The organism is Streptomyces humicola (genome assembly GCF_024436035.1).
Lineage (GTDB): Bacteria > Actinomycetota > Actinomycetes > Streptomycetales > Streptomycetaceae > Streptantibioticus_B > Streptantibioticus_B humicola.
Genome location: NZ_JANFNG010000018.1, coordinates 1 through 21,543 on the forward strand (window position 1 = coordinate 1; position 21,543 = coordinate 21,543).

At 71.1% G+C, this 21,543-nt stretch carries 19 protein-coding genes; 14 read left to right on the forward strand and 5 right to left on the reverse strand.

The annotated features are described in order from the left end of the window. Positions 1-55: 55 nt before the first annotated feature. The 3 genes from NGB36_RS21190 to NGB36_RS21200 form a co-directional block, all read right to left on the reverse strand. Positions 56-733 (reverse strand): potassium channel family protein, encoded by a 678-nt coding sequence (locus tag NGB36_RS21190; RefSeq protein WP_255921950.1) that lies wholly within the window; start codon positions 731-733, stop codon positions 56-58. Continuing rightward, entirely contained in the window at positions 730-1,398 is a 669-nt protein-coding gene (locus NGB36_RS21195; RefSeq protein WP_255921951.1) for a potassium channel family protein, read from the reverse strand. Before NGB36_RS21195 ends, NGB36_RS21190 begins: the two co-directional genes overlap by 4 nt. Before the next feature lie 434 nt (positions 1,399-1,832). Beyond that, entirely contained in the window at positions 1,833-3,707 is a 1,875-nt protein-coding gene (locus tag NGB36_RS21200) for an APC family permease (protein ID WP_269470416.1), read from the reverse strand. Positions 3,708-4,139: 432 nt separating this feature from the next. On the opposite strand from NGB36_RS21200, the gene NGB36_RS21205 reads away from it, so the two are divergent. Continuing rightward, on the forward strand, positions 4,140-5,498 hold the full coding sequence (locus NGB36_RS21205; RefSeq protein WP_255921953.1) for a class I SAM-dependent RNA methyltransferase: 1,359 nt from the start codon (positions 4,140-4,142) through the stop codon (positions 5,496-5,498). Between the two features lie 340 nt (positions 5,499-5,838). Here NGB36_RS21205 and NGB36_RS33200 read toward each other — a convergent pair whose 3' ends face one another. Then, entirely contained in the window at positions 5,839-6,474 is a 636-nt protein-coding gene (locus NGB36_RS33200; RefSeq protein WP_269470417.1) for a chaplin, read from the reverse strand. Positions 6,475-6,648: 174 nt separating this feature from the next. Between NGB36_RS33200 and NGB36_RS21220 the strand changes: the two genes are divergently transcribed. The 3 genes from NGB36_RS21220 to NGB36_RS21230 all read left to right on the forward strand — a co-directional run bounded on the left by NGB36_RS21220 (position 6,649) and on the right by NGB36_RS21230 (position 8,967). Next, complete coding sequence (locus NGB36_RS21220; protein WP_255921954.1) at positions 6,649-7,929, forward strand: AAA family ATPase; 1,281 nt, start codon at positions 6,649-6,651, stop codon at positions 7,927-7,929. Positions 7,930-7,939: 10 nt separating this feature from the next. Next, the gene (locus tag NGB36_RS21225) at positions 7,940-8,284 is read left to right on the forward strand and encodes a nucleotide pyrophosphohydrolase (protein WP_255921955.1); all 345 of its coding nucleotides are present in this window, start codon (positions 7,940-7,942) and stop codon (positions 8,282-8,284) included. A 218-nt stretch (positions 8,285-8,502) separates the two neighbouring features. Beyond that, positions 8,503-8,967: a DUF6099 family protein gene (locus NGB36_RS21230; RefSeq protein WP_255921956.1), complete on the forward strand. Its 465-nt coding sequence runs from the start codon at positions 8,503-8,505 to the stop codon at positions 8,965-8,967. A gap of 35 nt (positions 8,968-9,002) precedes the next feature. On the opposite strand, the gene NGB36_RS21235 is transcribed toward NGB36_RS21230, so the two are convergent. Then, positions 9,003-9,200: a hypothetical protein gene (locus NGB36_RS21235; RefSeq protein ID WP_255921957.1), complete on the reverse strand. Its 198-nt coding sequence runs from the start codon at positions 9,198-9,200 to the stop codon at positions 9,003-9,005. Positions 9,201-9,554: 354 nt separating this feature from the next. Between NGB36_RS21235 and egtA the strand changes: the two genes are divergently transcribed. The 10 genes from egtA to NGB36_RS21285 all read left to right on the forward strand — a co-directional run bounded on the left by egtA (position 9,555) and on the right by NGB36_RS21285 (position 21,543). Then, positions 9,555-10,847 (forward strand): ergothioneine biosynthesis glutamate--cysteine ligase EgtA, encoded by a 1,293-nt coding sequence (gene egtA, locus NGB36_RS21240; protein ID WP_255921958.1) that lies wholly within the window; start codon positions 9,555-9,557, stop codon positions 10,845-10,847. Next, positions 10,844-12,208, forward strand: coding sequence for an ergothioneine biosynthesis protein EgtB (egtB, locus tag NGB36_RS21245; protein WP_255921959.1), 1,365 nt, complete (start codon positions 10,844-10,846; stop codon positions 12,206-12,208). Before egtA ends, egtB begins: the two co-directional genes overlap by 4 nt. After that, entirely contained in the window at positions 12,208-12,960 is a 753-nt protein-coding gene (gene egtC / locus NGB36_RS21250) for an ergothioneine biosynthesis protein EgtC (RefSeq protein ID WP_255921960.1), read from the forward strand. Before egtB ends, egtC begins: the two co-directional genes overlap by 1 nt. After that, positions 12,957-13,937 carry an L-histidine N(alpha)-methyltransferase gene (egtD, locus tag NGB36_RS21255; RefSeq protein ID WP_255921961.1) on the forward strand — a complete coding sequence of 327 codons (981 nt, stop codon included), beginning with the start codon at positions 12,957-12,959 and terminating at the stop codon, positions 13,935-13,937. The genes egtC and egtD overlap by 4 nt, the downstream gene beginning before the upstream one ends. 80 nt (positions 13,938-14,017) lie before the next feature. Next, positions 14,018-14,941: an LLM class F420-dependent oxidoreductase gene (locus tag NGB36_RS21260; RefSeq protein WP_255921962.1), complete on the forward strand. Its 924-nt coding sequence runs from the start codon at positions 14,018-14,020 to the stop codon at positions 14,939-14,941. 71 nt (positions 14,942-15,012) lie between these two features. Further along, positions 15,013-15,930 carry a homocysteine S-methyltransferase gene (gene mmuM / locus NGB36_RS21265; RefSeq protein WP_255921963.1) on the forward strand — a complete coding sequence of 306 codons (918 nt, stop codon included), beginning with the start codon at positions 15,013-15,015 and terminating at the stop codon, positions 15,928-15,930. 48 nt (positions 15,931-15,978) lie between these two features. After that, complete coding sequence (locus NGB36_RS21270; RefSeq protein ID WP_255921964.1) at positions 15,979-17,202, forward strand: arginine deiminase; 1,224 nt, start codon at positions 15,979-15,981, stop codon at positions 17,200-17,202. 104 nt (positions 17,203-17,306) lie between these two features. Further along, the gene (gene argF / locus NGB36_RS21275; protein WP_255921965.1) at positions 17,307-18,308 is read left to right on the forward strand and encodes an ornithine carbamoyltransferase; all 1,002 of its coding nucleotides are present in this window, start codon (positions 17,307-17,309) and stop codon (positions 18,306-18,308) included. Between the two features lie 110 nt (positions 18,309-18,418). Further along, positions 18,419-19,246: an enoyl-CoA hydratase family protein gene (locus tag NGB36_RS21280; RefSeq protein ID WP_255921966.1), complete on the forward strand. Its 828-nt coding sequence runs from the start codon at positions 18,419-18,421 to the stop codon at positions 19,244-19,246. Continuing rightward, positions 19,231-21,543 carry a bifunctional salicylyl-CoA 5-hydroxylase/oxidoreductase gene (locus tag NGB36_RS21285; RefSeq protein ID WP_255921967.1) on the forward strand — a complete coding sequence of 771 codons (2,313 nt, stop codon included), beginning with the start codon at positions 19,231-19,233 and terminating at the stop codon, positions 21,541-21,543. The genes NGB36_RS21280 and NGB36_RS21285 overlap by 16 nt, the downstream gene beginning before the upstream one ends.

A 21,543-nucleotide genomic window follows, 5' to 3' on the forward strand; every position in this document is an offset into this window, starting at 1 on the left:
CCGCCCCCCCCCCCCCCCCCACCCCTCCCACGTCACGTCGTCGCCGGTCGGCAGCTCAGCTGCCCGCGGCCTCGCGTGTCACCGACAGCAGCTCCTCGAGCTGCTCCTCGCGGTCCGGAGCCGCGACGAACAGCATCTCGTCGCCCGCCTCCAGCGCGTCGTCCTTGGACGGTGTGAGCACCCGGTGGCCCCGGATGATCGTCACCAGCGAGGTGTCAGTGGGCCAGTCGACATCACCCACCCTCGTGCCGACGAGAGCGGCATCCGGTGGCAGCGTCAGCTCGACCAGGTTGGCGTCGCCCTGGCTGAACCGCATCAGACGCACCAGGTCGCCGACACTGACCGCCTCCTCGACCAGCGCCGACATCAGCCGCGGTGTGGAGACGGCGACGTCCACGCCCCAGGCCTCGTTGAACAGCCACTCGTTCTTGGGATTGTTGACGCGGGCGACGACCCGCGGCACCCCGTACTCGGTCTTGGCGAGCAGCGAGACGACCAGGTTCACCTTGTCGTCGCCGGTCGCCGCGATGACCACGTTGCAGCGCTGCAGCGCCGCCTCGTCGAGCGAGGTGATCTCGCAGGCGTCGGCGAGCAACCACTCCGCCTGCGGAACCCGCTCCACCGAGATGGAGCCCGGGTTCTTGTCGATGAGCAGGACTTCATGCCCGTTCTCCAGGAGCTCACCCGCGATGGACCGGCCCACCGCGCCCGCTCCGGCTATCGCGACCCTCATTTTTGAGCCTCCTCGGGCCCTTCGGCGAACGCCGCCTCGACCTTCTCGACGTCATCGGTGCGCATCATCACATGCACGAGGTCACCCTCCTGCAGCACCGTGTCCGACGTTGGCAGCATCGCTTCGCCCAATCGGGTGATGAACGCCACGCGCACCCCGGTCTCGGCCTGCAGCTTGCTGATTCGCTGGCCGACCCATGCGGTGGAGGTCGCCACTTCCGCCAGCTGCACCGCGCCGCTCGGGTCGCGCCACAGCGGCTCGGCTCCCGAGGGCAGCAGACGGCGCAGCATCTGGTCGGCGGTCCACCGCACCGTTGCCACGGTGGGGATGCCGAGCCGCTGGTAGACCTCGGCGCGACGCGGGTCGTAGATACGGGCCGCCACGTTCTCCACGCCGAACATCTCCCGGGCCACCCGGGCCGCGATGATGTTGGAGTTGTCGCCGCTGCTCACGGCGGCGAACGCGCCCGCTTCCTCGATGCCGGCCTCGCGCAGGGTGTCCTGGTCGAACCCGACTCCCGTCACCCGGCGTCCGGAGAACCCGGCCCCTAGACGGCGGAACGCCGTCGGGTCCTGGTCGACCACGGCGACCGTATGACCCTGCTCTTCCAGGGAGTGCGCGAGAGTCGACCCCACTCTCCCGCAGCCCATGATTACGACGTGCACGCCTCGCCTGTCCTTCCCGCAGATAACCGCAGATCCAGCTGGTCTCAGGCCCTTCAAGAATCTCAGACCGCGGCCAAAGCTACACAGGCATCGAGTCGACCGGGAGCCCGCCCGCACATCCGTGCATGGATTCGATTCGGCTCGCGGTCCGCTCAGAGGCGGTTCACGCCCCGCCACGCCGCGGCGGTCGCGGCGACCAGGCACGCCGCGATCAGCAGCACGCCGAGGCTCAGCCGGGTGGCGTGGCGCCATGCCAAAACTGGGCGCCGTGGTTGATGTGGTTGGTGAGGAAGCCGTCATGGAACAGCCGGCTTTGCCGGCGGAGGCCAGCCCGCACGAGCGGAGCCGCCACGGGGGCGCCGGGCGCCGGGACCTCAGCCCTCCGGATACGCGCGCCAGCAGGTACTCGCGTCAGCCGGTACGCGCGTCAGCCGTCAGCGTGGGACGTCGATGCGGAAGCGCAGCCGGCAGATGACGGCGTCGGTGTAGCGGCGGATGGCCCGGTCGAGCACCGCGCCGCGCTGGTTCTGCAGCAGACGCTGCCACGGCCGCGGCAGCTGCATCTCGGGGATCAGCACCACCAGGCGGTCGTGCTCGTCCTCGGCCCCCACGGCGCGCAGATGGTCGACGATAGGCCGGGTCAGGGACCGCGTGCGGCTCGTCAGCACCGTGAGCGGGACATCCGGGTGCCAGGCGTTCCACGCATTCCGGACCCGGTCGGTGCCCGCCGCGTCCTGGTCGTCCCGGTCGTCCGGATGGACGACGGTGACGGCGCGGACCTCGTCACCGAGCGACAGCGCCGCGCTGATCGCCTCCCGGGTGAGGAGGTTGACCGCACCGACGGGGACGACGACCAGCGAGCGGCGCGGCTGCGGCGGCCCCGGGACCTCGCCCAGGTGCAGCCCGACGCCGATCCGCCGGTAGGTGCGGTGAATCCCCTCGAAGAGCGCGACCAGCACCGCAACCGCGAGGAAGACCAGCCAGCCGCCCTCGCCGAACTTCGCCACCAGCTCGATGACGAGTGCCACGGCCGTCAACGCCGCCCCGAGACCGTTGAGCGCCGCCCGCCCCTGCCAGCCGAGGCCGCGCTCGATCTGCCAGTGCCGGACCATGCCGACCTGGGAGATCGTGAAGCCGATGAAGACGCCGATGGCGAAGAACGGCACCAGCGCTTGCGTATCGCCCTGGGCGCCGATCAGCAGCACAAGCGCGGCTCCGGCGAGCACCAGCACGCCGTGCCGGTAGACCTGCCGGTCGGCGCGGAGCGCAAAGACGTGCGGCAGGTTGTTGTCGCGTGCCAGCAGAGAAGTGAGGACCGGCATGCCGCCGAACGAGGTGTTGGCGGCGAGCGCCAGCAGCACCATCGTGGCGAACTGCACGATGTAGAACCCGGCGTTGTGGCCGAACGAGGCGTCGGTGAGCTGCGCCAGCACGGTCTTGGTGCTGTTCGGCGCGACATGGAACTTGCCGATCAGCAGCGAGAGACCGATCAGCATCGCGCCGAGCAGCGCGCCCAGCGTGAGTTCGGTGCGCTGCGCCCGCTTCACCCTCGGGCTGCGGAAGGTGGGCACGGCATTGGCGATGGCTTCCACACCGGTCAGCGCCGAGCAGCCGGAGGCGAAGGCCCGCAGCAACAGCAGCACGCCGACGGTCGAGGTGGCGGAGGCCGTCGGATGCGTGGGCGCCGTCGCGGGGTGCGTCCGCAGCAGCCCGACCACGATGACGGCGAAGACCGCCACGACGAAGACCACGGTCGGCACGATCATCACCTTCGCCGACTCCGCGACCCCGTAGAGGTTGACGGCCGTGATCAACCCGAGGACCAGCACGCACAGCCACACCCGGTCGCCGTACAGGCCGGGAAAGGCGGAGGTCAAGGCGGCGACGCCGGCGGAGACGGAGACGGCGACGTTCAGCACGTAGTCGATGATCAGCGAGGCCGCCGCCACCAGGCTCACCCGCCGGCCGAGGTGGCGCCCGGCGACCGCGTAGGCGCCGCCGCCGTTGGGGAAGGCGGCGATCACCTGACGGTACGAGAACGTCAGCGCCGCCAGCAGCACTACGATCGCGCAGGTCACCGGCAGCGTGAAGCCGAGGCCGCGGCTGCCCGCCACGGCAAGCACCACCACGATCGCTTCGGGTCCGTACGCGACGGAGGCCAGCGCGTCCAACGACAGCGCGGCGAGCCCCTGCGGGACGGTCAGCCGGTCGCGTTCATGGTCGCTCGCCGGTGCATCGCCGGCCCGGCTCCCCGGCTCCTGGGCGTTCGTAGACTCCACGTCCCACCTCGTGCTCTGTGACCCCTTCATGAGCCCGCGTCACCGCGGAGATCGCCGAACGGAGCTCGGTGCCCCAGTCTGCGTCCGCAGGTCCGTTCCCGCTCGGTCTCCTGGCGCAAGAAAACCGTCAATGTTCAGCGGCCGCCGCGTCGGAACGAAGGAGTGAACGAGGGAGTGAACGAAGGAATGGAACGGCGTGATCGTGCTCCCGCAAGACCAGGCGGTGCGGGCTGCGGCCGGTGATCCCCAGGCGTACGCGGTGCGCCGCAGCGCCCACCGTGCCCGGTCAACGGCGCCGGGGCCGCGCCGCACGGGGCAACAGCGCCAGTCGCAGGCTGGCGTGGACCACGGGTTTTCGGCTGCACCGCGAAACCGTGCACTGCTTCGCCCGCGCGGATGGGGACCGCGCCGCGACGTACACTGGACGGCTGTTGTCCGACCAGTCCAGGAGTCTGTTCCGTCGTGAAGAACCGCACCCGTACGAACCGTACGAAGGACCGGACCGACTCCGCGGCCGCCTCCCTGGTCGGAGAGGCCTACGAGGTCGAGGTCGGCCCGGTGGCGCACGGCGGGCACTGCATCGCACGCCACGAGGGGCGGGTGCTCTTCGTCCGGCACGCGCTCCCCGGCGAACGGGTCGTCGCCAAGGTCACGGAGGGCGACGAGGACTCCCGCTTCCTGCGCGCCGACGCGGTCGAGGTGCTCGATGCCTCCCCGGACCGGGTCGCCGCGCCCTGCCCGTTCTCCGGGCCGGGCAAGTGCGGCGGCTGCGACTGGCAGCACGCCGCACCCGGTGCACAGCGGCGGCTCAAGGTCGCGGTGATCACCGAGCAGCTCGCCCGCCTCGCCGGGCTCACCCCGCAGGAGGCCGGGTGGGACGGCACCGTCGAGCCCGCCCCCGGCGACAAGGTGCCCAGAGGGCAGGTCCCGGCGTGGCGCACGCGGGTGCAGTACGCCGTCGACGCCGAGGGACGGGCAGGGCTGCGCCGCCATCGTTCGCACGAGGTGGAACCGATCGACCGCTGCCTGATCGCCGCCCCCGGGGTGAGCGAGCTGGGCATCGAGAAGCGCACCTGGCCATCGGTCACCGCGATCGAGGCCATCGCCGCCACCGGCTCCTCCGACCGGCAAGTGATCATCACCCCTGCCCCGGATGCCAGACTCCCGCTCGTCGAACTGGACCGTCCGGTCTCGGTGATGCGGATCGACGAGCAGGGCGGAGCACACCGGGTGCACGGCCGCGACTTCGTACGGGAGCGTGCGGCGGGCCGCACCTGGCGGGTCGGCTCGGGCGGCTTCTGGCAGGTCCACCACCAGGCCGCGGATCTACTGGTCGACGCGGTGCTCGCCGGGCTCGCGCCGCGGCCGGGGGAGACCGCGCTCGACCTGTACTGCGGCGTCGGCCTCTTCGCGGGCGCGCTCGCCGACCGGGTGGGGGAGCGCGGCGCCGTGCTGGGCATCGAGTCGGCGAAGCGCGCGGTCGCGGACGCCCGCCACAACCTCGCCGACCTCGACCGGGTCCGCGTCGAACACGGCACGGTGGAACGGGTGTTGCCGCGTACCGGTATCACCGAGACCGACCTGATCGTCCTCGACCCACCCCGCACGGGCGCGGGCAGGCCGGTCGTCGAGCATCTCGCCGCCCTCGGCGCCCGGGCCATCGCCTACGTCGCCTGTGACCCGGCGGCGCTCGCCCGCGACCTGTCCTACTTCGCCACATCGGGCTACCACCCGGTCTCGCTGCGGGCGTTCGACCTGTTCCCGATGACGCATCATGTGGAGTGTGTCGCGATCCTGGAGCCGGTGGAGGAGGCCTCCTGACCTGCGGTGTTGCCGATGCGCACTACGTGCGCTCGGCGCGTTACGCCTGAACTTCGACGCTGGAATGGCGCTCGTCCTGATGGGCCGTCATCGCGGATCTGATGCAGGTCGAGGCGTCCGCGGAGGGAGGGGTTTCTGCCGGGGCTTTAGCGAGGCCATGCCCGGGAGTGTCCGATTTTTGGCTGTGTCGCAGATTCGCCGAATCTGCGACACAGCCCATCATCTGATAGAGCACCCCGTTGGATATCGACTCGAACGAACCTGATTCAGGTGACCGCGCGGCGCCCCGCACTCCCGGGGGGAGGAGTGCGGGGCGCCCCCATTGAACCGCGCAGGTGGTTCAAGACTTCGTGGGCCGGAACCTTCGGTAGAGCAGCGTGCCGCCGAGCAGCATGCCCGCGCTCGCCGGGAGGGCGAAGCCGAGGGAGTCTGTGCCGGTGTGGGCCAGGGTGGCTGCGGACGTACCCGCGGTGAGCGGAACGGCCGCCCGCGGGGCCGGGGCCGGCGGGCAGGGTCGGCGGTGCCTGCCGTGACCGGGGGCGTTGACCGCCGTGTTGCCGACGGCCGCATTCCCGATGCCGACGACGTTGACCGAATTGCCGCTGACGTTGACCGGCAGATCGACCGGCAACTGAATGCCGTTGCCCGAGGCGACGCCGGGGGAGTCCGCCGCGTGCCCGCGAGCGGTGGCACCGCCGCGCAGCGGGTGCATGTGCCTCGGACCACCGCCGTGCGAGGCATTGACGCAGCTGTTGCCGACCGAAGGGTTGAGCACTCCGACCACGTCGACCGTGTTCCCGCACACATTGACGGGGACATCGATCGGGAGCTGCACCAGGTTGCCGGACAGCACGCCCGGTGATCCAACGGCGCTGCCCGCAGCGCCCGAGTCGGCGTGCGCATAGCCTGCGGCTGCGGCCAGCATGCCACCGGTGGCCATCGCGGTGACCAGGCCCTTTCTGGCGACCTGTCTCATAGGTTCCCTGCCTTCCGGAAATCCTCACGGGTAACACGCCCGCACCGGAGAGAACGGCCCATGGGCCAATCAGGTTATGGCTCATATGGATTTCACTTCGTCATTACCCCGTTCGGGGTACGTACGGGTGGACGGAACGGTTCGCCGTGTAAAGCCGTGGCTACGTTCGCGTTCATGAATGCGACCAGCACCCGACCGACCTTGACCGAACTGCGTCTGTCCGCCTTCAAATCGCATCGTGGCGCCGGATTTTCCCTCGGGCCGGTCACGGTGGTCTCCGGGAGGAGCGGCAGCGGAAAGTCGAGCGTGCTGGAGGCGCTGGGCGTGCTGACGCGGCTGGCCTGCGGTGACGGCCTGGGAGAGGTCTTCGCGGCGGTCCGCGGGGGTGCGGCGGCCTGCGTCCCGCAGGGCGCGCGGCCGGACGCCGAGGGGCGTCGCGGCTTGCGGATCGGGTGCACGGTGGACGGGCCGGTCGGCCCGGTGCGTCTCGATCTGGCGGTACAGGCGGAGCCGGAACTCCGCATCGTCGGGGAGCGTTTGACGGGTGCGGGGGAGGTGCTGTTGAGCACGGCGCTGCGTGATCCGGCGCGCCGCACCGTGCAGGCGGCCTGGCACACTGCGGGCCTGGCGCCGGTCACCCGGGCGCCGTTGCCCGACGACCGGCTGGCGACGGCGCTGCTGCCGCTGCGGGTCGCGGGCAAGACGCAGGGGCAGCTGCTCGTGCTCGCCGCCGTCGAGCAGGTGCTCGTTGCGCTGCGGGCGGTCTTCGCCGTCGATCCGCAGCCGCGGCGCATGAGGGGCCCCGTGGGCGTCGGGGACGGGATGCTGCGCGGCGACTGCGAGAACCTGTCGGCGGTGCTGCACCGCACGCAGGGCGAGTGCAGGACGCGGCACGCGGCACTCGTGGCGGCGGCGCGGGCGGTGTGCGACGGGCCCGTCGAGGGGCTGACCGTGATGCGGCGGGTGCTCGCACGGTCGGGCGGCGGCGCGGCGCGGGAGGCGGTGATGGCGGCGGTCGACCACGGGCCGCTGCTGGGGATCACGCCCGTCGACCGGCTCGGCGACGGCGAACTGCGCTTCCTCGCATTGGCGTTGGTGCTGTTGACGGGGCCGGGCGTACTGGAGATGGACCAGAGCGCCGAGGTACTGCCGGCGCAGCGCGCGATGACGGTGCTTGCGGATGGGCTTGATTACGGCCTTGACCTGGCACAGACACGGGAGTTGCTGTCGTTGGCCGTACGGGCGGCGGAGCGCGGGCACGTGCGGCTGGTGGGGACGGTGCACGACGCGTGTCGGGTCGCGCCGGAAGGGTTCGACGGTGTCACCGTGATCGCGCTCGGGCGCCGGAGCTTGACCGGGGCGATGCGGGAACGCGCGGCCGAACGTGATCCGGGGCGCGCGATCGAGCGCGTGCCGGAGCAGGGTGGTCGCAGGGAGCCGGCGCCGATGGGGTAGACCGGGCGTCGTGAGCGAGGATCTGAACGCGCTGCGGCGCAGGCTGGCCGATTTCGCGCGGGAGCGCCGATGGGGGCCGTACCACACACCGAAGAATCTGGCGGCGGCGTTGAGCGTCGAGGCATCGGAGCTGTTGGAGATCTTCCAGTGGCTCACGGCGGAGCAGTCGCAGGCGGTGATGGCGGACGAGGCCACCGCGCACCGAGTGGAGGACGAAGTCGCCGATGTGCTGGCGTATTTGCTCCAGTTCTGCGAGGTGCTGGCGATCGATCCGCTCGCAGCGCTCGCGAAGAAGATCGACCGGAACGAGAAGCGCTTCCCGGCGCCGGGCGAGGGGCTCGTCGACGGCGAGTGAGACGGCGGGTGATCCGTTGCGCGCTCTGCCGTCTGTCCCTTTCGGGTGAGCGAGTTGTCCACAGCGGCGCGGTTGTCCACCGTTGTCCTTCCCGCTCTTTCCTTCCCGGACACGATCCGTCACGCTGAGTAATGGAAGGGTTGGAAGGAAGGGCTGGATCCGCGGGACGCGGAGGGACGGGGGAGGGGGCACCTCCCGCCGTGGGCAGGGGGAGGACCATGGACGCGGCACGACTCATCGTGGCGACCCGGCATGCTCTGGACCGGGCGCGGGATGTGCGGGATCTCATCGCGGAGGCCTGGCAGGCGCAGGCGCTCGCCGAGGCGGTGGGCGGCCACATCGCTCTGCACGGCGATCCGGCGCTTCGTCCGGCCGCATTGTCGCTGTGCGAGGCAGGTGGCCGCGCGTGCGGCATGCTGCAGCGGACGGGTGGTGCCAGGGCTGCGCCCTTGCGCGCGGCGAGACTCAGCGGGGTGCGGGACCCGAGAGCGGTGCTGCGCGGGCTGCTGGGGATATTGGGGGAGGTGGTCGTCGCGCTGGTCGCCGCCGTCTGTGCCACCGAGGACGAAGAGCTGTACTGGCAGTGCATCGACGCGGTGGACGCTGCCGACGACTCCAAGGACCGGGTATGTGCGTTGCTCTGCGTCTGGGAAGGGCTGAGACCTGGCGGTGACAGCGGGTGAGCTGACGATGTGGCATGAGCCCGGCCCGCGAGGTGTCAGTGCGCGGCGGCGTCGTCCTCCGGGAGCGTGCGCCCGGCCGTGGCCTGCAGACGGGCGTCGAGGCCGGCGATATCCGCGTTGACGGCGGCCAGCAGGGCCTCCAACTGTTCCAGCAGCCCGCCGGGTGTTCCGGGTGACGCGTGGGCGGCGCAGTCGCCATCGGCGCCCTGGTGCGGGAAGGTCTCCTGGTCCATCGCGGCCTCCTCGGGCGGCGCGGTCCGGGCGGTCCGGATCCGCCCCGGCCAACGATCACGGCCGGTATGAGTCACTGTCCGTCGGCCCGTGCGGGAGTGAGGTTGACGGCGTCTCGGCCGCGGTGCTCCAGTTCCGGAGGCGAGCAGATCAAGCCGGAAGCGGCCGTGGGGGATTGGCTGCCTCCGCGTCGGGCAGAGGGGTGAGGGAGTTTGGGGTGTCCCACAAAAAATCGAACAAATTTTCACATGTCATGCGGTGGCGTCGTGATCGTGATGCAGTGGAATGGAGTGCGGTCCCAGAGGGTTGTCGTTGCGCGTTCGTGGTCAGCGTCCGTCGAGTGAAGGAGCCCGGCGATGCCGAGTACCCGTCCCATCAGTGAGCCCGAGGCCGAAGCACTGGCACGCGGGATCTGCTTCAAGAACGGCCCGCCGCGTCGTATCGGCGTGGAACTGGAGTGGCTTGTCCACGACGCCTTCGACTCGACACGACCCGTCGCCCCGTCCCGGCTCGCCGCGGCCGTCGCCGAGCTGCGATCGGTGCCACTGCGGTCGTCCCTCACCCAGGAACCCGGTGGCCAGATCGAGCTCAGCTCGCCTCCGGCCGCCTCACTCACCGAGTGCGTCGAGACCATGACGTGCGATCTCGCCGCCGTGAGGGAGCGCCTCGGCCACCACGGTTTGCGTCTCGCCGGGTACGGTCTCGACCCCTGGCATCCGCCCCGCCGCATCCTCGAACTGCCGCGCTACGCCGCCATGGAGGAGTTCTTCGACCGGGGCGGCCCCTTCGGCCGGTCGATGATGTGCAGCTCCGCCTCCGTCCAGGTCTGCCTCGACGCCGGCGTCGAGGGGCCCGGTCCCGGCGGCTACCTCGCACGCTGGCGCCTGGCCCATATGCTGGGCCCGGTCCTGGTGGCGGCGTTCGCCAACTCCCCCCTCAGCCAGGGCCGTCCGACCGGGTTGCGCTCCTCCCGCCAGGGGGTATGGACGGCGATGGACCCGGGCCGCACTCTCGCGCCGCATCAGACCACGGATCCCCGCGACGCCTGGGCGCGCTACGCGCTCGACGCGGACGTGCTGCTGGTGCGCCGCGACGGCGACTGCTGGCACGCGCCGCGCGGACTCACCTTCCGCCGCTGGCTGCGCACCGGTCTGCCACGGCCGGCCACCGCCGACGACCTCGCCTACCACCTGACCACCCTCTTCCCGCCGGTGCGGCCGCGCGGACACATCGAATTCCGCATGATCGACGCGCAGCCGGGCGACGACGGCTGGATCGTGCCGCTCGCCGTCACCGCTGCGCTGCTGGACGATCCAGTGGCGGCGACCGCGGCGCACCGGGCCGTACTCGCCCTCGGCGGGCCGCCGGCGCCGCCTGCGCCCCGTAATCCGCTGTGGCGTCGCGCCGCCCGCCACGGTCTTGCCGACCCGGCAATCCACCAAGCCGCCCTCGCCTGTTTCGCCGCGGCGCAGCAAGCCCTGCCCAGACTCGACGCGTCGCCGGCCATACGCACCGCAGTGGACGAGTTCTACGCCCTGCGCCTCGCCCGCGGCCGATGTCCCGCCGACGACCTACTGGACGCCGTGACCGCGGAACCCGGGGCCGGCGCCCGCAACGCCCACCTCATCGGAAAGGACGGCCGGTCATGACCACCGCACACCGCGACACGGGCCCAGGAACAGAGGCCGATGCCGACCCGGAGACCTTGCGCCGGCGTGCGCTGGACCGGCTCATCACCGCCCGCAGCCGTACCCGGACTCTCACCACCTGCGTCGACGACCACGACCTGACCGCCCAGCACTCGCCGCTGATGTCGCCCCTGGTGTGGGACCTCGCCCACATCGCCAACCAGGAAGAGCTGTGGCTGCTGCGCAACGTCGGCGGCCGGGACCCGATGCACCCCGAGATCGACCCGATCTACGACGCCTTCGAACACCCCAGGGCCGAACGGCCGACCCTGCCGCTGCTCGCCCCCGCCGAAGCACGCGGCTATGCCGCGGAGGTGCGCGGCCGGGTGCTCGACCTCCTCGACTCCACCGAGCTGCGTGGCACTCCCCTGCTCGACGCCGGCTTCGCCTTCGGCATGATCGCCCAGCATGAACAGCAGCACGACGAAACCATGCTGATCACCCATCAGCTCAGAAGGGGGCCCGCCGCACTCGACGCGCCGCCGCCCGCCCCCGCGCCCGCCGACGCACTGAGGCTGCCCGCGGAAGTGCTCGTTCCCGGCGGCCCGTTCACGATGGGCACCTCCACGGAGGCCTGGGCGCTGGACAACGAACGCCCAGCGCACACGGTGGACATCGCGCCCTTCTTCCTCGACACCACCCCCGTCACCTGCGGCGACTACCTCGCCTTCATCGAGGACGGCGGATACCACGAGCCTCGCTGGTGGGCACCCGACGGCTGGGCCATGGTGCGCGAACACACCTTGACCGCACCGCTGTTCTGGAGCCGTGAGGGCGGCCAGTGGCTGCGCCGCCGCTTCGGCCTCATCGAGCCGGTACCCCGCGAGGAGCCGGTGCTCCACGTCAGCTGGTACGAGGCCGACGCCTACGCCCGCTGGGCCGGCCGCAGGCTGCCCACCGAGGCCGAATGGGAGAAGGCCGCACGCCACGACCCGGCCACCGGCCGTTCGCGCCGCTTCCCCTGGGGCGACGCGGACCCCGGCCCGGACCACGCCAACCTCGGCCAGCGCCACCTGCGGCCCGCGGCCGCCGGGAGCTACCCGCAAGGCGCCTCACCGCTCGGCATACGCCAGCTCATCGGCGACGTCTGGGAGTGGACGGCAAGCGACTTCCTGCCCTATCCGGGCTTCCGCGCCTTCCCCTACCGCGAGTACTCGGAAGTGTTCTTCGGCAGCGCGTACAAGGTCCTGCGCGGCGGAGCGTTCGCCGTCGACCCGGTGGCCTGCCGCGGCACCTTCCGCAACTGGGACTACCCGGTCAGGCGACAGATCTTCGCCGGATTCCGCACCGCCCGCGACGCCGCGCCCTCGGAGGCCGTCTGATGTGCCGTCATATCGCCTATCTCGGCGACCGTGTGCCCATAGCCGCGGTGCTCACCGAGCCGCCGCACTCGCTGTACCGGCAGGCCTGGGAGCCACGCAGGCAGCGCTACGGCACGGTCAACGCGGACGGGTTCGGCGTCGGCTGGTACGCGGACGGCGACCCCGTGCCCGCTCGCTACCGCCGCGCCGCCCCGATCTGGGCCGACCCCTCCTTCACCGACCTCGTCCGCGTGGTCCGCACCGGCGCGCTGCTCGCCGCCGTGCGCGACACCACCGACGGCTCCGTCCCCGACGAGTCCGCCGCCGCACCCTACGGCTTCGGCCGCTGGTTGTTCAGCCACAACGGAGCCCTGCCCGGCTGGCCCGGCTCGGCCGCCGACCTCGCTGCGGAACTCGCCCCCGAGGAGTTGCTCGCCCTCGAAGCGCGCTGCGACTCCGCACTCGTCTGGGCCCTCGTCCTGCACCGCCTGCGCGCCGGCCACGCGCCCGCGCAAGCGCTCGCCGACACCGTCTCGGCCATCGCGGTAAGCCTGCCCGCGCGGCTGAACCTGCTGCTCACCGACGGCACCGCGATCGCCGCGACCACCTGGGGGGACACCCTGTGGCACCGGCTGGACCCGGGCCGGAGCGTCGTCGTCGCCTCCGAGCCGTACGACGACGACCCGGCGTGGACCGAACTGCCCGACCACACCCTGCTTCTCGCAACCCGCGAGGAGATCGACGTGACCCCTCTCAAGGAGCCACCCGCATGAGCAGGTTCACCCTCACCAGGCAGCTGCCCGAAGACGCCACCTCCGCCGCCCTGCGCGACGATGTCGTCACCGGCATGACCTCGGAACCCAAGTGGCTGCCGCCCAAGTGGTTCTACGACACCCGGGGCAGCGAGCTCTTCGAGGAGATCACCCGTCTGCCCGAGTACTATCCCACCCGCGCCGAGCGGTCGATACTCGACCGCCGCGCCGCCGACATCGCAGCGGCGACTGGCGCCCGCACCCTCGTGGAGCTCGGTTCGGGCTCGTCGGAGAAGACCCGGCTGCTGATCAACGCCTTGCGTGACCACGGCACCCTGCGCACCTACGTCCCCGTCGACGTCAGCGAGTCCGCCCTCGAACAGGCTGCGGCCGCGCTGCTCGCCGACTACCCGGGCCTCGGCGTGCACGCGCTGATCGCCGACTTCCAGGCGGGCCTGCGCCTGCCCGTGGGCGAAGCCGAGACGGACGGCCCACGGCTGATCGCGTTCCTCGGGGGCACCATCGGCAACCTGCTCCCCGCCGAACGGGCCGAGTTCCTCGCCGCTGTGCGCGCCGCCCTCGCTCCGGACGACGCGTTGCTCCTCGGCACCGATCTGGTCAAGGACGAGCGGGTGTTGGTCGCCGCATACGACGACGCGGCAGGCGTCACCGCGGCCTTCAACAAGAACGTCCTGGCCGTGCTCCGGCGCGAACTCGGCGCGGATCTCGACCCGCGCGACTTCGACCACGTCGCCGTCTGGGACCGTGAGCGCGAGTGGATCGAGATGCGGCTGAGGGCCCGCACGGCGTTCACCGCGAAGTTCCCTGCGCTGGACCTGGCCGTCGATTTCGCCGAGGGCGAGGAGCTGCGCACCGAGGTGTCGGCCAAGTTCCGCGAGGCCGGGGTGCGCAAGGAACTGGCTGCCGCCGGGATGCGGCTCGACCGGTGGTGGACCGATCCGCAGAATCGTTTCGCCCTCTCGCTGGCCAGGCCTTAGCCGTTGCGGCTCGCACCGGACCGGTCCCCCCACAGGGTGCGCTGCGCGCCGCGCAGCGCACCCCGGTGCAGGATGGGTGCATGGATCTGCGAATTTTCACCGAGCCCCAGCAAGGGGCCTCCTATGACACCCTGCTCACCGTTGCCCGGGCCACCGAGGAATGCGGCTTCGACGCCTTCTTCCGCTCCGACCACTATTTGCGGATGGGTACCGCCGACGGTCTGCCCGGTCCCACGGATGCCTGGATCACCCTCGCCGGGCTCGCCCGCGAGACCTCGCGAATCCGCCTCGGCACCCTGATGACCGCCGGGACCTTCCGGCTGCCCGGTGTGCTCGCCATCCAGGTCGCGCAGGTCGACCAGATGTCCGGCGGGCGCGTCGAGCTCGGCATCGGTGCCGGGTGGTACGAGGCGGAGCACACCGCATACGGCATCCCGTTCCCGAAGAACCGATTCGCCCGACTGGAGGAGCAACTCGCCGTCCTCACCGGCCTGTGGAGCACCCCGCTCGGCGAGACCTTCACCCACGACGGCACGTATTACCAACTCAAGGAGTGTCCCGCGCTGCCCAAGCCCGCCCAGCCTCGCGTGCCGGTCATCATCGGCGGTCACGGCGCGGAGCGCACTCCCCGGATCGCGGCCCGCTTCGCCGACGAGTTCAACATCCCCTTCGCCTCGATCGAGGACACCGAGCGCCAGTTCGGCCGGGTGCGTGCGGCCGCCGAAGACATCGGCCGCACGCCGGGCGATCTCGTCTACTCCAACGCACTCGTCGCGTGCGTGGGCGAGAACGACGCCGAGATCGCCCGCCGTGCCGCAGCCATCGGCCGTGAGGTCGACGAGCTCAAGACGAACGGCCTTGCAGGCTCGCCGGACGAGGTGGTCGAGAAGATCAAGCTGTACGAGGCCATCGGCACCTCGCGCATCTATCTGCAGATCCTCGACCTCGGCGATCTCGCCCACCTGGAGCTCATCGCCTCCCGCGTCCTGCCACAGCTCGGCTGACCGCACCGGTCCCATCCGTCCCGTCCGTCCCATCCAGTCCTATTCGCCCCGCACATCAAGGAGCAGCCGCGGTGCCCGCACCGACCGCCCCGCTCGCCGACGCCCTCGCCGCCGGGCCGGTCGTCCTCGACGGCGGCCTGTCCAACCAACTCGCGGACCAGGGTTGCGACCTGACCGACGAGCTCTGGTCGGCCAGGCTGCTCGCCGACGCCCCCGAGCAGATCGAGGCGGCGCATGCGGCTTACGTCAGGGCGGGCGCGCAGGTGTTGATCACCTCCAGCTACCAGGCCGCCTACGAGGGCTTCGCCCGGAGCGGCCTGACTCGCGGCGAGGCGGCCGGCCTGCTGCGCCGCAGCGTCGGCCTCGCCCGGCGGGCGGCGCAGAGCGGGCGGGACGAGGTGTGGGTGGCGGCGTCGGTCGGCCCGTACGGAGCGATGCTCGCCGACGGCAGCGAGTACCGGGGCCGCTACGGGCTGACCGTCGCCGAGCTGGAACGCTTCCACCGCCCCCGCATCGAGACGCTCGCCGAGGCCGCCCCCGATGTGCTGGCCCTGGAGACCGTGCCGGACACCGACGAGGCGGAAGCGCTGCTGCGCGTGGTGGCGGGAAGGGGCCTGCCGGTGTGGCTGTCGTACACCATCGACGGCGGTAGGACCCGTGCGGGACAGCCGCTGGATGAGGCCTTCGCCCTCGCCGCCGGCATTCCCGAGGTGATCGCGGTCGGCGTCAACTGCTGCACCGCGCATGACGCCGGCCCCGCCGTCGAGCTGGCACACAAGACCACCGGCAAGCCGGTGGTGGTCTACCCCAACAGCGGCGAGCGCTGGGACGCGACGGCCCGCGCCTGGCGCGGCCTCACGACCTTCGATCCTTCCGCCGTCCGCGACTGGCAGGCTGCGGGCGCCCGGCTGATCGGCGGCTGCTGCCGCGTCGGCCCCGGCCGCATCGCCGAGCTCGCCGCCCTGCTGGGCCGAAAGCGCTGTGATTGACGGTACGGACGGGTACAGCCGCCGCGCGCCGTGGGAAGGTCTTCCTTCATGGGCTTCCATGTTGATTCCGAGGCCGGGCGGCTGCACCGCGTCATCCTGCACCGCCCCGATCTGGAGCTGAAGCGGCTCACCCCTACCAACAAGGACCAGCTGCTCTTCGACGACGTGCTGTGGGTGAGGAGGGCGCGCGCGGAGCACGACGGGTTCGCCGACATACTGCGTGACCGCGGGGTCGAGGTGTACCTCTTCGGGGATCTGCTGCGCGAGACGCTCGCCGTCACCGAAGCGCGCCGCCTGATCCTGGACCGGGTATTCGACGAGAAGGAGTTCGGCCCGCTCGCCACCGATCACCTGCGCGCCGCCTGTGAGGAGCTGCCGGACGCAGAGTTGGTGGAGGCGCTGGTCGGCGGGCTCACCAAACGCGAGTTCCTCGCCCGGCACCCAGAGCCGACCTCCGTGCGCTTCCATGCCATGGATCTGGACGACTTCCTGCTCAGTCCGCTGCCGAACCACATCTTCACCCGGGACACCTCGTGCTGGGTGTACGACGGGGTGAGCATCAACGCGATGCGCTGGCCCGCACGTTGGCGCGAGACGGTGCACTTCGAGGCGATCTACCGCTACCACCCGCTCTTCCGGGGCGGCGGTTTCCACATCTGGTCCGAGGGGCAGTCGGCGTACCCCTCGACCATCGAGGGCGGGGACGTCCTGGTGATCGGCAATGGCGCGGTGCTGATCGGCATGAGCGAGCGGACGACACCGCAGGCGGTGGAGATGCTCGCGCGGGGCCTGTTCGAGGCGGGCTCGGCGAAGACGATCGTGGCCCTCGACATGCCGAAGACCCGGGCGTTCATGCACCTCGACACGGTGCTGACGATGATCGACGGCGACACCTTCACCAAGTACGCGGGCCTCGGCATGCTCCGCTCCTACACGATCGAGCCGGGAGCGGGAGATCTCGAGCTGAAGGTCACCGATCATCCGCCCGAGCACATGCACCGGGCGATCGCGGCCGCGCTCGGCCTCGACGACATCCGGGTGCTCACCGCGACGCAGGATGTGCACTCCGCCGAACGCGAGCAGTGGGACGACGGGTGCAATGTGCTCGCCGTCGAGCCGGGTGTGGTCGTGGCCTACGAGCGCAACGTGACCACCAATACGTATCTGCGCAAGCGCGGGATCGAGGTGATCACCATTCCCGGGAGCGAGCTGGGACGCGGCCGGGGCGGTCCGAGGTGCATGAGCTGCCCGATCGAAAGGGACCCTGTGTAGTCGGCCACGCGCTCGCATAAGGATGCGGTATATCGTATAGACTTCCAAGCGCCGATGCCGGAGTCGGCCGATGTCACTTGTACCGCTGCGACCGAGGAGCCTCCATGGCCATCGACCTCACGGGCCGCCACTTCCTCAAGGAGCTCGACTTCACGCCCGACGAGTTCCGCCACCTGGTGGAGCTGGCCGCGCAGCTGAAGGCGGCCAAGCGCGCCGGCGCCGAGAAGCAGTGGCTCAAGGGCCGCAACATCGCGTTGATCTTCGAGAAGACCTCGACGCGCACCCGTTGCTCCTTCGAGGTCGCGGCCGCCGACCAGGGCGCCTCGACCACCTACCTTGACTCGCGTGGCTCGCAGATCGGCCACAAGGAGTCGGTGAAGGACACCGCGCGTGTGCTCGGCCGGATGTTCGACGGCATCGAGTACCGGGGCAGCGGCCAGGATGTCGTCGAGGAGCTCGCCGCCTACGCGGGCGTGCCGGTCTGGAACGGCCTGACCGACGAGTGGCATCCGACGCAGATGCTCGCCGACGTGCTCACCATGACCGAGCACACCACCAAGCCGCTCGGCGACATCGCGTACGCCTACCTCGGCGACGCCCGCTCCAACATGGGCAACTCGCTGCTGGTCACCGGTGCCCTGCTCGGCATGGACGTACGCATCGTGGCGCCCGAGCAGCTGTGGCCTGCGCAGCCGGTGATCGCTGAGGCGCGCCGGCTCGCGGCGTCCGGCGGGGCGCGGATCACTCTCACCGAGGACGTGGCCGAGGGCGTGCGCGGTGCCGACTACGTGCACACCGATGTGTGGGTCTCGATGGGCGAGCCGAAGGAGGTGTGGGACGAGCGGATCTCTCTGCTGCACCCCTATGCGGTGACCATGGACGTGATACGGACCACCGGCAACCCCGACGTGAAGTTCATGCACTGCCTGCCCGCCTTCCACGACCTGGGCACGCAGATCGGCCGTGAGATCCACGAGCGCCACGGCCTGACCTCGCTCGAAGTGACCGACGACGTCTTCGAGTCCGAGCACGCGGTCGTCTTCGACCAGGCGGAGAACCGGATGCACACCATCAAGGCGGTCCTCGTCGCCACGCTGGGAGGGTGACGCACGCGGAACCGCCTATCTCGTACTCGTGACGGAAGTCACGAAGCAGTGATAGCTTCGCAGGGCAGGCGTTCGCCGTCCCACTCGTCCCGGCGAAGGAGAGCGTGCCCATGAGTCCGATGCTTGGCTCCGCGACCATCACCGAGGAGTGGCGGCACCTGCTCCTGGAGCGGGCAGGCGGCATCACCACCGTCACGCTCAACCGGCCCGACAAGCTCAACGCGCTCACCTTCGGCGCCTACGCCGACCTGCGGGACCTCCTCGCCGAGCTCGCCCTCGACGGGCAGACGCGCGTCCTGGTCCTCGGCGGGGCGGGCCGGGGCTTCTGCTCCGGCGGCGACGTCGACGAGATCATCGGTGCGACGCTGGCCATGGGCGCCTGCGACCTGTTGGACTTCACCCGGATGACCGGCCAGGTGGTGCGGGCGCTGCGCGAGTGCCCGTTCCCGGTGATCGCCGCCGTGCACGGGGTCGCCGCCGGTGCAGGCGCCGTCCTGGCGCTGGCGTCGGACTTCCGGGTCGTCGAGCGCTCCGCCCGCTTCGCCTTCCTCTTTACCAAGGTCGGGCTCTCCGGCGCCGACATGGGTGCCGCATATCTGCTGCCGCGCGTGGTGGGCCTCGGCCACGCCACACGGCTGCTGATGCTGGGCGACCCGGTCGACGCCGACCAGGCCGAACGTCTCGGCCTGGTGAGCGAGCCGGCCGAGGACGGCCGGGCCGACGCCGTCGCGGCAGCCCTCGCGCAGCGGCTCGCCGAAGGGCCCGCGCTGGCGTACCGGCAGACCAAGGCGCTGCTCACCGCGGAGCTCGACATGCCGCTCGGCGCATCGGTCGAGATGGACGCGGCCACCCAGGCGCTGCTGATGACCAGCGGCGACTACGCGGAATTCCATGCCGCGTTCACGGGCAAACGCCCGCCCAAGTGGGAAGGGCGCTGACCGTGCCGCCCGGACGGCCGGCGGCACGGATCGCGGTGATCGGTGCCGGGCCCGGCGGTCTGTACGCCGCGGCCCTGCTCAAACGGCTCGACCCGCAGCGCGAGATCACCGTCTGGGAGCGCAACCCTCCCGACGACACCTTCGGCTTCGGCGTCGTGCTCTCCGACGAGACGCTCGGCGGGATCGAACACGCCGACCCGGTGGTGTACCGGGCACTGCAGACCGAGTTCACCCGCTGGGACGCGATCGACGTCGCGCATCGGGGCACCGTGGTCCGCTCCGGCGGCCACGGCTTCGCCGCAGTGAGCCGGCGACGCCTCCTCGCCCTGCTGCAGGACCGCTGCCGGGACCTCGGCGTGGCCCTGCGCTTCGGCCTTCCCGCCCCCGACGCCGCCGAACTGGCGCAGCGCCACGACCTGGTGATCGCCGCCGACGGCGTGGGCAGCCCCACCCGCACCGCACACGCACACGCCCTCGCGCCACAGCTCACCACCCACCGCTGCCGCTACATCTGGCTGGCAACCGACCTCGTTCTGGACGCCTTCCGCTTCGAGATCGCCGAAACCCCGGCCGGGGTGATACAGGCGCACGGCTACCCCTACCGGCCGGACGCGAGCACCTTCATCGTCGAGATGCGCGAGGAGGTGTGGCGCCGCGCCGGCCTGGACCTGCTCGACGAGCAGGGGTCGATCGCCGCATGCGAGAAGGTCTTCGCCGAACTGCTGCGCGGCCACCGACTGCACGGCAACCGCTCCCACTGGACCGCCTTCACCACCGTGACCAATGCGATCTGGCACACCGGCCGCATCGTGCTGCTGGGCGACGCCGCCCACACCGCGCACTTCTCCATCGGATCTGGCACCAAGCTCGCCATGGAAGACGCGCTGGCGCTCGCCGCCTGCCTCGAAGAACACGACACGGTCGAGGCGGCGTTGACGGCCTACGAGGACGAGCGGCGGCCGGTGGTGGAGTCCACCCAGCGCGCCGCCGACGCCAGCCGGGAGTGGTTCGAGGAGCTGGCGCAGTACACTGACCAGCCGATGCGCCAGTTCGCCTTCAACCTTCTCACCCGCAGCCGCCGCGTCACCCACGACAACCTCCGGTTGCGCGATCCCGCCTTCACCGCCGCCGTCGAGGCCGACTTCGGCGCCGACGACGGCACGCCGCCGATGTTCACCCCTTTCACGCTGCGCGGACTGACCCTGCACAACCGGGTCGTGGTCTCGCCCATGGACATGTACTCGGCGACCGACGGCACACCCGGCGACTTCCACCTCGTCCACCTCGGGACCCGCGCGCTGGGCGGTGCCGGCCTGGTGATGACCGAGATGGTCTGCGTCAGCCCGCAGGGGCGGATCACTCCCGGCTGCGCGGGGCTGTACACCGACGAGCACGAGGCCGCCTGGCGCCGGATCGTCGACTTCGCGCACGCGCAGTCCGGCGCGGCGATCGGGCTCCAGATCGGGCACAGCGGCCGCAAGGGCTCGACGCGGCTGATGTGGGAGGGCATCGACGAGCCCCTGCCCGACGGCAACTGGCCGCTTGTCGCCGCCTCCCCGCTGCCGTACCGGTCCGGCGTCAACCAGGTGCCTCACGAGCTGGACGAGGACGGACTCGCGCGGATCCGCGAGGAGTTCACCGAGGCTGCGCGGCGCGGGGCACGCGCAGGATTCGACCTGCTCGAACTGCACTGCGCCCACGGCTACCTGCTCTCCGGCTTCCTCTCGCCGCTCACCAACCGCCGGACCGACCGCTACGGCGGCGACCTGGCCGGACGGCTCCGCTTCCCGCTCGACGTCTTCGACGCCGTACGGTCGGTGTGGCCGCAGGAACGGCCCATGACGGTGCGGATCTCCGCAACCGACTGGGTGGACGGCGGCACCACCGCCGCCGACGCGGTCGCCGTCGCCCGTGCGTTCGCCGAGCACGGCGCCGACGCCATCGACGTCTCCACCGGCCAGGTCGTCCCCGACGACCGTCCCGCCTTCGGCCGCTCGTACCAGGCCCCCTATGCCGACCGGATCCGGAACCTCACCGGCATCCCCGTGATCGCGGTGGGCGCCATCTCCTCCTGGGACGACGTCAACTCCCTGATCCTCGCCGGACGCGCCGACCTGTGTGCGCTCGCCCGCCCTCATCTGTACGACCCCAACTGGACGTTGCATGCCGCCGCCGAACAGGGCTACGCCGGTCCGGGGATCAGCTGGCCGCTCCCGTACCAGGCGGGCAGCCGCCGCCCGCCCACCGGCCGTACCGACGGCCCCAAGCCGCGCCTGACACTTGGAGAAATGACGTAA

Excerpts from the sequence above, each read along its gene's own strand:
- NGB36_RS33200 (WP_269470417.1), bottom strand. The coding sequence starts at position 6,474 with ATGAGACAGGTCGCCAGAAAGGGCCTGGTCACCGCGATGGCCACCGGT.
- NGB36_RS21260 (WP_255921962.1), top strand. The coding sequence starts at position 14,018 with ATGGATCTGCGAATTTTCACCGAGCCCCAGCAAGGGGCCTCCTATGAC.
- NGB36_RS21200 (WP_269470416.1), bottom strand. The coding sequence starts at position 3,707 with ATGAAGGGGTCACAGAGCACGAGGTGGGACGTGGAGTCTACGAACGCC.
- egtC (WP_255921960.1), top strand. The coding sequence starts at position 12,208 with ATGTGCCGTCATATCGCCTATCTCGGCGACCGTGTGCCCATAGCCGCG.
- NGB36_RS21220 (WP_255921954.1), top strand. The coding sequence starts at position 6,649 with ATGAATGCGACCAGCACCCGACCGACCTTGACCGAACTGCGTCTGTCC.
- NGB36_RS21190 (WP_255921950.1), bottom strand. The coding sequence starts at position 733 with ATGAGGGTCGCGATAGCCGGAGCGGGCGCGGTGGGCCGGTCCATCGCG.
- NGB36_RS21280 (WP_255921966.1), top strand. The coding sequence starts at position 18,419 with ATGAGTCCGATGCTTGGCTCCGCGACCATCACCGAGGAGTGGCGGCAC.
- egtD (WP_255921961.1), top strand. The coding sequence starts at position 12,957 with ATGAGCAGGTTCACCCTCACCAGGCAGCTGCCCGAAGACGCCACCTCC.
- argF (WP_255921965.1), top strand. The coding sequence starts at position 17,307 with ATGGCCATCGACCTCACGGGCCGCCACTTCCTCAAGGAGCTCGACTTC.
- NGB36_RS21270 (WP_255921964.1), top strand. The coding sequence starts at position 15,979 with ATGGGCTTCCATGTTGATTCCGAGGCCGGGCGGCTGCACCGCGTCATC.
- NGB36_RS21235 (WP_255921957.1), bottom strand. The coding sequence starts at position 9,200 with ATGGACCAGGAGACCTTCCCGCACCAGGGCGCCGATGGCGACTGCGCC.
- egtA (WP_255921958.1), top strand. The coding sequence starts at position 9,555 with ATGCCGAGTACCCGTCCCATCAGTGAGCCCGAGGCCGAAGCACTGGCA.
- NGB36_RS21230 (WP_255921956.1), top strand. The coding sequence starts at position 8,503 with ATGGACGCGGCACGACTCATCGTGGCGACCCGGCATGCTCTGGACCGG.
- egtB (WP_255921959.1), top strand. The coding sequence starts at position 10,844 with ATGACCACCGCACACCGCGACACGGGCCCAGGAACAGAGGCCGATGCC.